At 70.1% G+C, this 13,701-nt stretch carries 18 protein-coding genes and 1 pseudogene; 6 read left to right on the top strand and 13 right to left on the bottom strand.

What is annotated here, in order from left to right:
- Genes BLR21_RS22340 through BLR21_RS22330 form a run of 3 tightly spaced genes read left to right on the top strand, consistent with a single transcriptional unit; the run spans window position 1 to window position 1,686 of the window.
- A complete protein-coding gene (locus BLR21_RS22340; RefSeq protein WP_090007890.1) occupies window positions 1-225 on the top strand; it encodes a tautomerase family protein in 225 nt (74 codons plus the stop codon).
- 7 nt (window positions 226-232) lie between these two features.
- The gene (locus BLR21_RS22335; RefSeq protein WP_090008305.1) at window positions 233-1,027 is read left to right on the top strand and encodes a pseudouridine-5'-phosphate glycosidase; all 795 of its coding nucleotides are present in this window, start codon (window positions 233-235) and stop codon (window positions 1,025-1,027) included.
- Complete coding sequence (locus BLR21_RS22330) at window positions 1,024-1,686, top strand: HAD family hydrolase (protein ID WP_090007888.1); 663 nt, start codon at window positions 1,024-1,026, stop codon at window positions 1,684-1,686. Before BLR21_RS22335 ends, BLR21_RS22330 begins: the two co-directional genes overlap by 4 nt.
- A gap of 2 nt (window positions 1,687-1,688) precedes the next feature.
- Here BLR21_RS22330 and BLR21_RS22325 read toward each other — a convergent pair whose 3' ends face one another.
- Window positions 1,689-2,261 (bottom strand): dihydrofolate reductase family protein, encoded by a 573-nt coding sequence (locus BLR21_RS22325; protein ID WP_090007886.1) that lies wholly within the window; start codon window positions 2,259-2,261, stop codon window positions 1,689-1,691.
- A 199-nt stretch (window positions 2,262-2,460) separates the two neighbouring features.
- Between BLR21_RS22325 and BLR21_RS22320 the strand changes: the two genes are divergently transcribed.
- On the top strand, window positions 2,461-2,670 hold the full coding sequence (locus tag BLR21_RS22320) for a hypothetical protein (RefSeq protein WP_090007884.1): 210 nt from the start codon (window positions 2,461-2,463) through the stop codon (window positions 2,668-2,670).
- On the opposite strand, the gene BLR21_RS22315 is transcribed toward BLR21_RS22320, so the two are convergent.
- Window positions 2,660-3,400 carry a hypothetical protein gene (locus BLR21_RS22315; RefSeq protein WP_090007882.1) on the bottom strand — a complete coding sequence of 247 codons (741 nt, stop codon included), beginning with the start codon at window positions 3,398-3,400 and terminating at the stop codon, window positions 2,660-2,662. The genes BLR21_RS22320 and BLR21_RS22315 overlap by 11 nt on opposite strands.
- Before the next feature lie 160 nt (window positions 3,401-3,560).
- On the opposite strand from BLR21_RS22315, the gene BLR21_RS22310 reads away from it, so the two are divergent.
- Window positions 3,561-4,199: a DNA alkylation repair protein gene (locus BLR21_RS22310; protein ID WP_090008303.1), complete on the top strand. Its 639-nt coding sequence runs from the start codon at window positions 3,561-3,563 to the stop codon at window positions 4,197-4,199.
- Here the strand turns inward: BLR21_RS22310 and BLR21_RS22305 are convergent.
- The 6 genes from BLR21_RS22305 to BLR21_RS22280 all read right to left on the bottom strand — a co-directional run bounded on the left by BLR21_RS22305 (window position 4,196) and on the right by BLR21_RS22280 (window position 8,702).
- On the bottom strand, window positions 4,196-4,798 hold the full coding sequence (locus tag BLR21_RS22305) for a response regulator transcription factor (protein ID WP_030481479.1): 603 nt from the start codon (window positions 4,796-4,798) through the stop codon (window positions 4,196-4,198). The two genes, BLR21_RS22310 and BLR21_RS22305, sit on opposite strands and share 4 nt — an antisense overlap.
- The gene (locus BLR21_RS22300) at window positions 4,795-5,859 is read right to left on the bottom strand and encodes a sensor histidine kinase (protein ID WP_090007880.1); all 1,065 of its coding nucleotides are present in this window, start codon (window positions 5,857-5,859) and stop codon (window positions 4,795-4,797) included. The genes BLR21_RS22305 and BLR21_RS22300 overlap by 4 nt, the downstream gene beginning before the upstream one ends.
- The gene (locus BLR21_RS22295) at window positions 5,856-6,593 is read right to left on the bottom strand and encodes an ABC transporter permease (RefSeq protein ID WP_090007878.1); all 738 of its coding nucleotides are present in this window, start codon (window positions 6,591-6,593) and stop codon (window positions 5,856-5,858) included. Before BLR21_RS22295 ends, BLR21_RS22300 begins: the two co-directional genes overlap by 4 nt.
- Window positions 6,590-7,480: an ABC transporter ATP-binding protein gene (locus BLR21_RS22290; protein ID WP_090007876.1), complete on the bottom strand. Its 891-nt coding sequence runs from the start codon at window positions 7,478-7,480 to the stop codon at window positions 6,590-6,592. Before BLR21_RS22290 ends, BLR21_RS22295 begins: the two co-directional genes overlap by 4 nt.
- Before the next feature lie 70 nt (window positions 7,481-7,550).
- Window positions 7,551-8,393 (bottom strand): NYN domain-containing protein, encoded by an 843-nt coding sequence (locus tag BLR21_RS22285; RefSeq protein ID WP_090007874.1) that lies wholly within the window; start codon window positions 8,391-8,393, stop codon window positions 7,551-7,553.
- A gap of 12 nt (window positions 8,394-8,405) precedes the next feature.
- Entirely contained in the window at window positions 8,406-8,702 is a 297-nt protein-coding gene (locus BLR21_RS22280; RefSeq protein WP_143027828.1) for a hypothetical protein, read from the bottom strand.
- Window positions 8,703-8,877: 175 nt separating this feature from the next.
- On the opposite strand from BLR21_RS22280, the gene BLR21_RS22275 reads away from it, so the two are divergent.
- Complete coding sequence (locus tag BLR21_RS22275) at window positions 8,878-10,104, top strand: PucR family transcriptional regulator (protein ID WP_090007870.1); 1,227 nt, start codon at window positions 8,878-8,880, stop codon at window positions 10,102-10,104.
- A gap of 54 nt (window positions 10,105-10,158) precedes the next feature.
- Here BLR21_RS22275 and BLR21_RS22270 read toward each other — a convergent pair whose 3' ends face one another.
- The 5 genes and pseudogenes from BLR21_RS22270 to BLR21_RS22250 all read right to left on the bottom strand — a co-directional run bounded on the left by BLR21_RS22270 (window position 10,159) and on the right by BLR21_RS22250 (window position 13,643).
- Window positions 10,159-11,025, bottom strand: coding sequence for a peptidase inhibitor family I36 protein (locus tag BLR21_RS22270; RefSeq protein WP_256334859.1), 867 nt, complete (start codon window positions 11,023-11,025; stop codon window positions 10,159-10,161).
- A gap of 155 nt (window positions 11,026-11,180) precedes the next feature.
- Window positions 11,181-11,246: pseudogene (locus BLR21_RS44705) on the bottom strand (excalibur calcium-binding domain-containing protein); the annotation flags it as partial.
- Between the two features lie 113 nt (window positions 11,247-11,359).
- The gene (locus BLR21_RS22260) at window positions 11,360-11,983 is read right to left on the bottom strand and encodes a response regulator transcription factor (RefSeq protein WP_090007868.1); all 624 of its coding nucleotides are present in this window, start codon (window positions 11,981-11,983) and stop codon (window positions 11,360-11,362) included.
- Window positions 11,980-13,074: a sensor histidine kinase gene (locus BLR21_RS22255; RefSeq protein WP_090008297.1), complete on the bottom strand. Its 1,095-nt coding sequence runs from the start codon at window positions 13,072-13,074 to the stop codon at window positions 11,980-11,982. The genes BLR21_RS22260 and BLR21_RS22255 overlap by 4 nt, the downstream gene beginning before the upstream one ends.
- A 5-nt stretch (window positions 13,075-13,079) precedes the next feature.
- Entirely contained in the window at window positions 13,080-13,643 is a 564-nt protein-coding gene (locus BLR21_RS22250; RefSeq protein WP_090007866.1) for a hypothetical protein, read from the bottom strand.
- Between the last annotated feature and the right edge of the window lie 58 nt (window positions 13,644-13,701).

Here is a 13,701-nt window from a genome sequence, read left to right as displayed (position 1 = left end):
GTGCCGCACGTGAACATCAAGCACTTCCCTGCATCGCTCGACGACGAGCGGACGTCCGAGCTGGTCTCGGCCATCACCGAGGCGGTTACCCGGGCGTTCGGCTGTGCCGGGGGTGTCGTGTCGATCGCCCTGGAACCGGTCGAGCAGCAGGCGTGGCAGGACCAGGTCTACGAGCCGGAGATCGTGGAACGGAACCACCTTCTGCGCAAGACCCCGAGCTACTGAGGTGCCGATGCGCATTCCCCTGGTGTACAGCGAGGAAGTGGCCGAGGCGATCACGGCGGGCCAGCCCGTCGTGGCGCTGACGTCGGACGTGCTCAGGTCCGGTGTGGACAGTGCCGAGACCGCGCGTCTGGTCGAGGACGCGGTGCGGGCGAACGGGTCGGTCCCCGCCACGATCGGCGTCGACAAGGGCCGGATCCTCGTCGGCCTCTCCGAGACCGACATCGAGAGATTCGCCGCTGCACCAGGGGTGTCCGTCGTGGACAGCCGGGACCTGGCGGTCATCCTGGCTCGCGGGACGGCGGGGGTGGCGACGGTCTCGGCGTCGATGGTCGCGGCCGGGCTCGCGGGCGTGAAGTTCCTGTCCAGCGCGGAGATCGGCGGCGTGCACCGAGGTGCCCGGCGCCTGTCCCCCGACCTCGTGCAACTCACCCGCTCGCGGGTCGCGGTGGTCTGCGCGGGTGCCCGGAACACCCTCGACCTCGGGCTCACGCTGGAGTTCCTGGACACGCACTGCGTTCCGGTCGTCGCCTACCGGTCGGACGACTTCCCCGCGTTCTACTTCGGGACCTCGGGTCTGCCCAGTCCGCACCGCGTCGACGATCCACGGGTGATGGCCCGCGCGATCGAGAGCCACTGGGCACTCGGCAACCCCGGCTCGTTCCTCGTGACCACACCGACGAAGCCCGTGGACGCGATCGACGACGAGACAGACTCCCTGAAAGCGACCACGGCGGTGATGGTCAACACCGCCGAGGTCGCGGGGGAACTCGCCGCCGCCCACGCGAAGGAGGTCCCGGCATGAACCGGTGCGCGATCTTCGACCTCGACGGCACGCTCGTCGACTCCCCGCGCGGGATCGTCACGACGTTCGCCGCGGTGTTCGCCCAGCTCGATCTGCCCACAGTGGACTCGCCGACCATTCACGCCACGATCGGGCTCCCGCTGCCCGCCGCGTTCGCGAAGATACTCGGGACGTCCGAGGACGAGCCGGTCGTCACCGCCTGCGTCGAGCTCTACCAGGCGACGTTCCGCAAGATCGTGCTGCCGCTGGCGACACAGCTGGTGTTCCCTGGCGTGTACGACGGGCTGCAGTCGTTGCGGGACGACGGTTTCCGGCTCGCCGTCGCCACGAGCAAGTACATCGGGAACGCCGAGGCCCTGCTCACCGCGGCCGGTCTGCGCGAGGAGTTCTCCGTCGTCGTCGGCGCGGACCAGGTCTCGAAACCCAAGCCCGACCCCGAATCCGGTCTCCTCGTGCTGCGCAGGCTCGGGGTGTCCCCGCGAAACGCGGTCATGGTCGGGGACACCACCCACGACATCAACATGGCGCACGGAGCCGGCATGGCGTCCATCGCCGTGACCTACGGCGTGCACGGCGTCGACCAGCTGCTCGGCGCGAACCCGACCTGGCTGGTCGACTCGTTCGCCGGGGTCGTGGCCGCCGTGCGCGAGTGCGCCTGAGGTCAGCGCACGACGTCGTAGACCAGCTTCTGGATGCCGTTCGAGTACGACTCGCTCTCCACGAGCTTCAGCATCTGCTTGGCCTTGTCGGTCTCGCTGAACATCCGCTTGCCCGCGCCGAGCAGCACCGGGAACACCAGCAGGTGGTAGCGGTCGATCAGGCCCGCGTCGGAGAGGTTGCGGTTGAGCGTCGCGCTGCCGTGGATGGAGATCGGCCCGCCCTCGGTCTCCTTCAGCGCGGCCACGTCGTCCAGCGAGCGCAGGATCGTGATGTCGCCCCAGTTGTCGACCAGCTGGTCGTCCTTCAGCGTGCTGGACACGACGTACTTCGGCAGCACGTTGTACTTCGGGAAGTAGTCGAGCGTCGGCCACACCGGAGAGAACACCTCGTAGCTGACGCGGCCCATCATCATCGCCGCGGCCTCGTCCTGCTCACGGCCCTTGATCTCGTAGGCGGCCTCGTCGAACTCGATGTCCTGGAAGGTCCAGCCCGAGCTGCGGTGACCGGGCTCGCCGCCTGGATCCTCGACGACGCCGTCGAGCGAGACGAAGGCGGTGGCGATCAGGGTACGCATCTGGTTCTCCTCGGTGTTCGTACTTGCTGTCATCAGTGCGTCGAACGGTAGACGCCGGGATCGACATCTCGCGCCAGGAAATTTTGCGCCACGCCCAACGGCGGCGCTGAACCCCTCCGAAGCTGGTCAGGAATCGAGAAGCACGGCCGGGCCGCCGCTCCTACCGTTGCACCCAACAACGACCGGGAGGACCGAGAAAATGGCCGGCAGCAAGGGAATCCGTCAGTTCCACCGCGTGGTGAGCATGGTCTTCATGGCCACCGTCGTGTTCACGGCGGTCGCCCTGACCGTCGACAGCTCCGTGGTGTGGGTGTCGTACGTGCCGCTGCTGCCGCTGTTCGTCCTCATGGGAACGGGCGTCTACATGTGGTTCCTGCCGCAGCTCGCCCGCCGCCGCGCTAGCCGCTGAGCCGGTCCTCCAGGTGCGTGAGGGTGGCCTCCAGCGCCACCCCGTACACCGCGATCCGGCACGCCAGCCGCCACAGCGTCGCGTCCGTCGGTGCCACGGCCAGGCTGATCACCAGCTCCCGCACGAGCCGCCGGGTCTGCGCGACCAGCACCCCGACGCTCTCGGTGATCTCCCCGAACGCCGCCGACACCGAGCTCAGCCCGCGGATCGCGTCGATGTTGTGACCCATCAGCCGCAGGTGCTCCTCGGCGCCGCTCCACCGCGGGGCGTCCTGCTCCAGGAGGGCTTCGAGCTCGTCGGCCATGTCCTGCTGCTCGGCCGCGATGTTGTACCAGGTCTTCGCGTGCGCGGCGATGACGTCCGGCAGCCCGGTGAGGTCGTCCAGCACGTCCCGCAACGGCCTGATCTGCTCCATCGCGGCCCGCACGGAGTCCTCGACCGGCTCGACCAGCGAGGGCACGGCGGCCTCGCGCACGGGATCGGGATCAGGTGCCCGCACGCCGTAGAGGTCGTACAGCCCGGCCACGATCAGGCGCAGGTTCTCCTCGACGTAGGAGACCAGTTCGTCCTGCCGGGCGTGCTTCTCCAGGACGGCGTGGATGATCCACCGGCACAGCCGCCCGTACACGGTCTCGTCGCCGACGACGACCGCGCTGGCCTTGTGCACGGCCGCGAACCGCACGCGGACGGCCTCGATCCGGCCGGCGTGACGCACGATCTGCCCGGTCACGCGCCTCCCTCGGCTCGACGAACGTTCGCCTGTCGACGTTAGTGGTGGCCGGCGGTGAGAAGTGGACGATTCACACCGCGGCGTGGGCTTCGCCCTCTCGTAGGCTGTCGGGTGACGAACGGGAGGTCGAGCGGTGGCAGACGACACGGTGGCCGGGCTGATGGCCGAACTGGCGGCGCTCGACGACCCCAAGGCACGCGCGGTGAACGAGAAGCACGGCGACGACCACGGCGTGAACCTCGGCAAGCTCCGCGCGATCGCGAAGCGCCTCAAGACCCAGCAGGACCTCTCGCTCGGACTGTGGGCGACGGGCGACACCGCGGCCCGGCTGCTGGCGTTGCTGATCTGCCGCCCCAAGGCGTTCGGGCGCGACGAGCTCGACACCATGCTGCGCGAGGCCGAGCGCCCCAAGGTGCACGACTGGCTCGTGAACTACGTGGTGAAGAAGAACCCGCACACCGAGGAACTGCGCGTGCTGTGGTTCGCCGACCCGGACCCGGTGGTCGCGAGCGCGGGCTGGGCGCTGACCGTCGACCGGGTGACGAAGCAGCCGGAGGGGCTCGACCTGCACGGTCTGCTCGACATCGTCGAGAAGGACATGAAGGACGCCCCGCAACGTCTGCAGTGGGCGATGAACCACTGCCTGGCGCAGATCGGGATCGAGCACCCCTCACTGCGCGCCCGCGCGATCGAGATCGGCGAACGCCTGGAGGTCCTCAAGGACTACCCGACGCCGCCGGGCTGCACGTCACCGTTCGCGCCGACCTGGATCGGCGAGATGGTGCGGCGCAAAGGTTAGAGCCAGCCCCGTTCGCGCGCGGTGTTCGCCGCCTCGGAACGGTTGCGCGCGCCGAGCTTGGCCATCGCGGTCGACAGGTAGTTGCGGACCGTGCCCTCGGCGAGGTTGAGCCGGGCCGCGATGTCGGCGTTGCTCGCGCCCGTCGTGACCTCCTGCAGCAGCTCGCGTTCGCGCGGTGTCAGGGGATCGGCGCTGTCCCACGCGGCCATCGCGAGCTCGGCGGCAACGACGCGTTCGCCGGCGTGCACGCGGCGCAGCGCCGAGACGAGGTCCGCGATCGGCGCGTCCTTCAGCACGTATCCCGCGACCCCGGCGTCCATCGCGCGCCTCAGATATCCGCTGCGGGCGAAGGTCGTGATGATCAGGACGCGGGTGGGGTCGCCGCGCTCGCTCAGCGCCTGGGCGACGTCCAGTCCGGTCCGGCCGGGCATCTCGATGTCGGTCAGCAGCACGTCGGGCCGGTGTTCCGCCACGGCCGCGAGCGCCTCGTCGCCGTCCCCCGCCGTCGCGACAACCGTGACGTCGGGCTGCAGGTCCAGCAGCTGGGCGAACGCGCCGCGCACCATGGCCTGGTCCTCCGCCAGCACGACCCTGATCACGTCGCCACCTTGAGCGGGACGGCGATCGTGACGGTGGTGCCCGCCGAGACCGTCCGCGCGACCAGACCGCCCAGCGCGGCGATCCGCTCCCGAATGCCCGTCAGCCCGTTGCCCTCCGGCGCGTGCCCGCCGACACCGTCGTCGGCGACCACCAGCCGCAGCTCACCGTCGCGGGCCTCGACGCCGATGTGACACGTCCTGGCGTGTGCGTGCCGGGCCACGTTGGTGACGGCCTCCCGCAGCGCGAGCGCCAGTTCGTGCTCGGTCGAGCCGACGATCACCAGCCCCGGATCCCTGCGCACGGTCACCTCGACGCCGAGGCTCGACAACGCGGCACGCGCCGCCTCCAGTTCGGTCTCCAGTGACGCGCTGCGCCACCCGCTGACGGCGTCGCGGATCTCGCCCAGCGCCGCGCGGGCCGTCCGTTCGATCTCCGCCGCCTCTTCCCTGGCCCGTGCCGGATCCGCGGCGACGAGCTGGGCGCGCAGGACGATCGCGGTCAGCGTGTGGCCGAGCAGGTCGTGCAGGTCGCGGGCGATGCGCTCGCGTTCGGCGAGGGTGGCGAGGTGCTCGATCCGCGCGGTGCGGATGCGCAGTTCGGCGGCCTCACGGCTGCGTTCGGACCACTCGACCTCGAGGATGCCGATCAGCCAGAGGAAGATCAGCGACGGCAGCAGCCCCCACAGCCGGTACGGCATCTCGACCACCGACACCACGCCGAACAGGCAGATCAGCGCGGTCAGCGCGACGAACCACCGCATCGCCACCCGCCGCGACTCCGAGAGGCCCGCGAACACCGCCGCGTAGACGAACAGCACGGCGGCGCCGGTGTTGAACGGCGTCGCCAGGGAGCCGAGCACCACCGTCGGCACCAGACACCACCAGCGGACGCGATCCGGCCGCTGCCGGGCCAGCACGTACATCGGGACGAAGGCCACCGCGACGACGGCGACGAGCGCCCAGTCCACCCAGTCCGTGGCCGGGTCGAAGATCGGTGCCCACAGCAGGTTCCCCAGGTAGATCAGGTGCAACCAGTGGGAAAGCCCAGCGACTTTTTTCATGACCGCGCATGACGATACGACACGGCCGCGAGCGTCGCAGCCACCAGCGCGAAGCCCAGCAGCACGAGCACGTGCGTGAGGACGGGCCCACCGGTCAGCTGGGCGCGGGCGAGCTCAGCCAGGTGGTAGGTCGGCAGGAACCGCGCGACGTCGCCAAAGAACGCGGGCATGATCTCCAGCGGCATCCACAGTCCGGAAAGGACGGACGCCGGGATGAGGATCGCGTTGAGCACGGCGGCCGCGGCACCCGCGCCGACCTGGAACCCGATCACGAGGCTCAGCAACGCGAACGGCAGCGCGCCCACCACCAGCACCGCGAGCACCCGCAGCAACGCGGGCAACGGCGCGGTCAACGAACCGGTGACGGCCGCGGTCGCCGTCATCGCGACCAGCACCCCGGCCGCGTAGGGCAGTGCCGCCACGACCTTCGCCGCTAGCGTCACGCTGATCGGCACCGCGGACACCTGCTTCGCCCGCAGCCAGCCGCGTTCCCGGTCGGACGCGACGCCGATGCCGGGGTTCAGCAGCACGACCGAGATCACGCCGAACGCGCCGAACGTGGCGATCATCGTGGTGCCCGCGGACACCCCGCCGGCGCTGAACTTCCCGAACAGCGACACGAAGAGCGCGAAGAACCCCACCGGCATGATGATCGAGAAGAACAGGGCGGCAGGTTCGCGGACGATACCCCTCAGCTCGTCCGCGAGCTCCACACCGAAGATTTTCGTGTTCACGCCACACCCCTCTCGATCAGACCCGCCACTGCCTCTTCCAGCCCCGCACCCTCGACCCGCAGATCGGTCAGGCCGGGGTCCTGCGCGAGCAGCACCCGCAACAACGCCTCCGGCGCACGGGTGCCAAGACGGACGTGCTCGCCGTCGTTGCGCAGCGACACGACACCGGGCAGCGCTTGGAGGCGCTCCAAGCCGAGGACCGTCCGGGCGATCACCGTGCGGTCCGGCAGCCGCGCGACCAGTTCGTCCGGCGTGCCCTCGGCGAGCACGCGGCCCCGGTCGAGCACGACCACGCGGTCGGCGACGGCCGAGGACTCCTCGATGAGGTGCGTGGTGAGCAGGACGCCGGCCCCGCGCTCACGCCGTTCGGCGAGGATCTGCCAGAACCGCCGGCGAGTGGGCACGTCCAGGCCGGCGGTCGGTTCGTCCAGCACCAGGAGCGCCGGATCGGCGACCAGGGCCATGGCGAGCTGCAGCCGCTGCTTCTGGCCGCCGGAGAGCTTCGACGCGCGCCGCCCGGCCAGCTCGGTCAGGTCGAGCTCGGCCATCACCGGTCCGGCCGCCGCACGGGGCTTCCCGGCGCGCACCGCGGCCCCGACGACCAGCTCGGACACCTTCAGCGTGTTCGGGAACCCGAGCGACTGCTGCACCACCCCGAGCTGCCGGCGGGTCGACGCGACGCGGGGGTCGCCACCGCACACGCGCACCGAACCGGCCCTGGCGGGCAGCAGCCCGATCACCTGGTTCACCAGCGTCGTCTTGCCGGCGCCGTTCGGCCCGAGCAGCGCCACGCACTCCCCCGCGCCGACGTCGAGATCAACGCCGTCCAGCGCCTGCGTGGCACCGTAGTGGTGCCGCGCCCCTCGTACTCCGAGCACCGTTTCCATGGCGTCGAGCCTGGCCGGAACCGGCTCTCGTCAGTAGTGAAGCAGCGTCACGACCTAGGGATGACAAAAGTCATTCGGGCCGGACGGCCTGCGCCCTCGGGTACTTGCGGCCGGGCATCGGCGCGGGCGACCCGGTGAACGACACCGGCGTGCCCGCGAGCAGCAGCGTCAGCCCGTTCGGGAGCTCGTCGCGCGAGACGAACCACGACCCGCCACGGGTGTCCGTGATGAACCCGTGCGCCTGACCGGTCTTCCACGTCGCCACGGTGCCCTTCCGGCGCCCGCGCGGTGCTCCGACCGGCGACGCCGCCACCTGCGACGACCGCACGAAGGCACGCCGCAGCGGGTAGTCGGCCTGGTCACCGGGCGCGAACAGCTGGTCGAAACCGGGCGTGAACGGCGTCGCGGCCCGCAGCGGCGCGGCAGTGCGCGGAGTCCAGGCAGGTGGCGCGTTGACCGTCATGATGTCCACCACCGGCACGATCACGTGCACGCCCCGCGCCGTCAGCCGCTCCGCGAGCGGGGCGAAGTCCGAGTCACCGGTCAGCAGGACGACCCACTGCAACGGCACCGTCGTCGCCCGGTCCCACGCCTCCAGCGCGAGCAGGACGTCGACACCCTTCTCCTTGCCGTTGTGCAGCGGCAGGTCGTGCCGTGTGATGCCGGCGGCGGCCAGCACCCGGTCGAAGGACTCGGCAGGGGTCTCGATGCGACCGCGGACGTAGTGGGCCTCCGCGACCACGCACTCGTCCAGCGGACGACCCGTCTCGGTGTGGACGTACCAGCGCAACGCGTCGTGCAGGCCGTCGAGAGAGACGCGCGCTCCCCTGGGGTGCGCTGTCGCGTAGAAGTCACTCAGGTAGGCGAACCACGTGCCGTCGTAGAACACTCCGATCCGGACGGTCTCACCCACCAGCCGAGATTACTACCTCGCCTCGAACGTCGAGTGACCAGGCGCGGCCGGTAGCTCCAGCAACTGGCCCGCGACGTCGAGGAACTCACCCCCGCACTGCCACATCGTCAGATCGGGATCGACGACGAACGGGTCCGTGGGGTCCGCGTCGCCCTCGGCCACGCGATAGGCCAGGGCCTCCGACTCCGAGTACGCGAGCACCGTCTCGTTGGTGCCACGCCACACGCGTCTGAACATCACGGCGTTGACGCACGTGAAGTGATCACGCACGACCGTCCGCCGAAACCCGCTGCGCAGCAATAACTTCATGCATTCTTCGACGCTGCTCACAACACCCGATTGTGGCTGTGAGCGGCGGTCATCCTCATCACCCGTCACTCGATAGGGTCAAATGTTTGAGGCACGTGCACAACGCGGGCGCCCCTCTTTCGTGCAGACAACCAGCCGAGAAGGACTCGATCGGGCTATCGCCTGCGACCCGCGGATGCGCAAGCCTCTGGCGGTGGTCGACATCCCCGCACCTGCTCCCGACGCGCCGCTCTACGACCGTGTCGCGACCCAGATCCCGCACATCGCCGAGAAGGTGCTGGAGGCGTTCTTCGCCAGATCCGCGACGTACCGGCAGCTGCCGCACCAGTTGGTCGACCGCGAGATCACCGAGGCGGTGACCCGTCACCTGCAGGTATTCCTGCGCGCGCTCCGGGAACAGCGCCCACCGGCGCCCGAGGAGCTGGACATGCAGATCGCCACGGCGGTGCGGCGCGCCCAGCAGGGCGTCCCGCTCGACATCGTGCTCAGCACCTACCACGTCGCGGCGACCGTGGGCTGGGAGGCGATGGCCGCCGTCGCGGAGCCCGAGGAGGTTCCCGACCTGCTGGCGACCGTGCCGGCGCTGCTGCGGTATCTGAGCGTCGCGGTGCCGGCCGTGGCCGGGTCGTACCTCGCCGAGCAGCAGGCCCTGCACGCCGAACGCCGCGAAGCCGGCCGTGCGCTGGTCGCGGCCCTGCTGACCGGCCGGGAGGCCGAGCCGCTCGCCGAACGGATCGGGCTGGAGCTGTCCGGTCACCACGTCGTCGTCGCCGTACGCGTCGAGGCACCGTCGGTGGCCGATGGTGCTGACGCGCGCCTCGCCGTTCATGGGCTCGTGCGACGGCTACGGGCCGAGTTGCCCAAGCACGCCCTCTCCGCGTTGGACCACGACGGCGGCACGGTGCTGTTGCCGACGACCGAGGAGGGCCTCGACCAGGAACTGGAGGACTCCGCCGACCTGGTCCGCGCCCTGCACACCGCCGCCGGCACCGGCCTGATCGGCGGGATCGCGGCGGCGGAGAGCAGGGAGGACATCCCCGCGGCTGCCCGGCAGGCCGCCGACATCGCCGAACTCGCCCAGCGCCTCGGCCGCCAGCCCGGCGCGTACGTCCTCGACGACGTGCTGCTCGAGTACCAGCTCTGCCGCCCCGGCCCCGGCCGCAAGCGTTTGGCACGGGTGCTGGACCGGCTCTCCGAGCATCCCGACCTGGTGCACACGCTGCGGACGTTCATCAACAGCGACCACAACCGCCACCGCACGGCCGACGAACTGCACCTGCACCGCAACACGCTCAACTACCGCCTGCGCCGCGTCGCCGAGCTCACCGGCTACAACCCAGCCGACCCGACGGACATCCGGCTGCTCTCCGCGTCGTTGATCGTCCACGACCTGAGGACCTGAAACGCCAAGAAGGCGAGCGCACGGGCGTGCGCTCGCCTTCTTCAACGACTCAGATCAGTCGCCGTACGGGTTCTGGACCGACACGTGGACGTGGTCGTAGTGACCACTGGTCACATCGCTACCGCCGTTGTAGGTGCGCCAGCCCTCGGACGCACGGGCGACGCTCCAGATCTTGCCCTGCCAGATGACGTAGCGGACGTCGAGCTTCGACGCGTACTTCTGCAGCCAGTAGGCCAGCTTCCAGCCCTGGGCCTTCTGCGCCGCGGTCGGGTGGGTGCCGATCGCGTTCGAGATGGTGCAGTCGAGCGCGTTACCCGTGTTGTGGTTGCTCGTCGACGACTCGTAGCTGCGGTAGCCGCCCACCCAGCACTGCTTCTCGCCGGTCTTCGAGGCGATCTGGTCGTCGATGAACTGCGTGCGCTTGGTGGCCTGAGGCGCCCGCGCCGTGGCGGACGGGTGCGGGTTGGTCTCCGGCGGCGGGTAGACACCCGGCGACGGGTCCGGGTCCCCACCGGCGTCACCGAAGCGGTGCGAGGCGTTCTCGTTCTTCAGCTCGGCCTTGAGGTTGCCCTTGGCGCCGGCCGCGAACGTCTGCTTCGCGCCACCGTAGTTGCTGTTGTAGAAGACCGTGACGGCCTTGGTGGAGCGGTTCCAGACCGACGCGGCGTTGTTCTTGACGCACACGCCCTGCCCGTTGCCCGCGCTCTTGAACTCGTAGCAGCTCGGCTGCGTGTCGCCGTAGTCGGCGATGGAGCCCGCGAAGTCGGACACCGAGCCGGCGTTGTCGCTGTTGTAGTACAGGCAGAACTCGCCCGACTCGCAGGAGCCGTTGCGATCGGTCGCCGCGGTGGCGACACCGGCGCCGAAGGACGCGCTGACGAGCGCGCCCATCAATGCCACGAAGGTGAATTTCTTCAGCACTTTTGACCCTTTTCGCTCCACAGGCTCCCCGGCCTGTGCAGGGGAAGCTTCGATGGGTCAGAGAATTCCGAGCGCCGCTGACATACCGCTGACACCCGCAGCCACCGATCTGTCAGGGCGCCACTGAAGTCATGGTGCTGCAGCGCGGCTTCCGGCTATTCACAGGCGACCCCGTCGTTGTCCCGGTCGAGGGAACGCGGCGGGCGGCGGTGCGGGTGCCGGTTGCGGCTGGGGTACCACGGGCGGTGCCACGACGGGCGCGGGTTTCACATCGAGCCCGCCGCACGAGGGGAAACGGTCATGGCCGCCACATCACGACCTTTGCCACACCTCGTTACACAAGTCCATTCGACTGGGCGTAAAGCGCGGCCTGCGTGCGGTCACGCAACCCGAGCCTCCCGAGAACCCGCGAGATGTGGTTCTTCACCGTGCCCTCGGACAGGTTCAGCCGTTCGGCGATCTCCTTGTTCGTGGCCCCGGACGCGACCAGCCGCAGCACCTCGGCCTCCCGCACGGTCAACGGTTCGCGCTGCGTCTCCGACCGGTCCAGCACCGCCGCCAGCCGGGCCGCCGCGGCCGGGTCGAACTGCGCCACGCCCGCCGCGGCGAGCTTGACCGCCGCCGCGAGCTCCTGCGAGGGCAGGTCCTTGAGCAGGTAGCCGGTCGCACCAGCGCGCAGCGAGCGCACCACGTAGTCCTCGTCGTCGAAGGTGGTCAGCATGACGACCTTGCAGCCGGGCGCGCGCCTGCGCAGCAACGCCACCGCCTCGACCCCGTCGAGGCCGGGCATCCGCACGTCCATCAGCACCACGTCCGGAGCCAGCGTCACGGCCTGCTCCACGGCCTCGTGCCCGTCCGCCGCGGTACCGACGACCTCGATGCCGGGCTGCAGGCCCAGCAACGACGCGATGCCCTCCCGGATCAGCCGCTGGTCGTCGACGACCAGCACGCGCGTCACGCGAGCCCCGCGACGGGAATCGTGACGGTCAGCCGGGTGCCCGCCGGCGTGCTGGCGAGGTCGACCCGCCCGCCGGCCAGCGCGACCCGTTCCCGCATCCCGAGCAACCCGAACCCCTCCGCCGCCGCACCCATGCCGCGTCCATCATCGGCCACGGTCAGCCGCGCCCGCTCGGCGTCGAGCTCGACCGAGACGGAGATGTGTGTGGCGGCGGCGTGCCTGCGCGCGTTCGTGATGCCCTCCTGCGCCGCCCGGTACAACGCGTGCAGCGCGCCGGTCTCGTGCTCTTCGGGCGAACCGCTGACCGTCAGCGTCACATCTCCCTGCCCCGCAACCAGTTCGTCCAGAGCGGCCGGCAGGTGGAACGTCCGCAACGCCCGCACCGACTCGCGCACCTCGCCCAACGCCCGCCGCGCCGACCGTTCGGCATCCAGCACCGCGGCCTTCGCCGTGCCCGGCTCACGCTCGTGGAACACCGCTGCCTTCTCCAGCAACACGACGATCGCCGTCAGGTGGTGCCCGAGATCGTCGTGCAGATCCCTGGCCACCCGAGCCCGTTCCGCCGCCGCCGACAGCTCCGCCACTGTCCGATGCGACTCCTGCAACCGGATCCGCCCGTCACGTTCGCGTACCGCCACCGCGGCCATCGTGATCGTGAGCACGAGTCCCACGACGAACATCACGAGGTCCGACACCTGCTCGACGTGGGCGTACCAGTCCGGCGTGCTCACCACGGCCATCCCGAGGCACGCCACCGCCAGCACGACCGCCACGCCCTGCCCGAACGCGAAGTAGGCCGTGAACGGCACGAGCAACAACAACAGCCGCGCCAGCCCGGAACCGTCCACATAGGCCAGTCCCAGGTACGACACGGCCCGCAACGCCAACAACACCAACGCAACGCGCCTGGGCGTGCGCACCGGATAGCGCCGGAACTCGGCCAGGTCCACGACCGCCAGCACCGCCAGCCCGCCGACCAGCAGCGGCACGTTGGTGTCGCCAAGGCCGGACACAGCCGCATACACCCCCGCGACCAGCACGGCGGCACACATCACCGGCGACACCCAGAACGCCGGTCGCGAGGTGAACATGCCGCTCAGGCTAGTGCCGGACGCGCCGACCACACCGTCATCGAAAGCCACACCAGCACCACCGCGCACGCGACGTGGACCAGAGCGGACAACGGCGTGTCCGGCAGCACGGCGAACACCGCCAGCAGCACGAAGCTGACCCCATACCCCCACGCCGGCACAGCGGGAAACACCTTCGCCCGCACCATCGACACCCCGAACAGCACCGAGCCGAGCACGAACACCAACGAACCGGCCTTCAGCACCACCTGGGTCAGCGGCGCGACCGCCCCCGGTTCCAGGAAGAAGATCACCAGGTTCAACGCGAACGCCACCCCGGTGAACAACCCCAGCCCCAGCAGGTTCGCGGCGAACGCGAACGCCCCGAACCTCCCGGACGCGTGCGCCTGGTGCCCGTGCAACGCCAGCACCGCGGGCGCCCCGAACGCCGTCCCCAGCCCGATCACCGCACTGGTGAACGCCGTCTCCCCGGTGAAAGCCTCCACCGCCCCCGGCACACCGATCGACAGGGCGAGGACAACCCCGCACACGGCACCGAACCTGGGCAAGAACATCTCGTTGTCAGCCACGCCACCGACGCTAGGAACACCACCACCGTGCCCCGAAGTCCCGACCGGCCACATCGAA

The sequence above is a fragment of the Lentzea albidocapillata subsp. violacea genome (genome assembly GCF_900100275.1).
GTDB classification, from domain to species: Bacteria; Actinomycetota; Actinomycetes; order Mycobacteriales; family Pseudonocardiaceae; genus Lentzea; species Lentzea violacea.
This window is presented reverse-complemented; position numbering and strand designations above follow the sequence as displayed.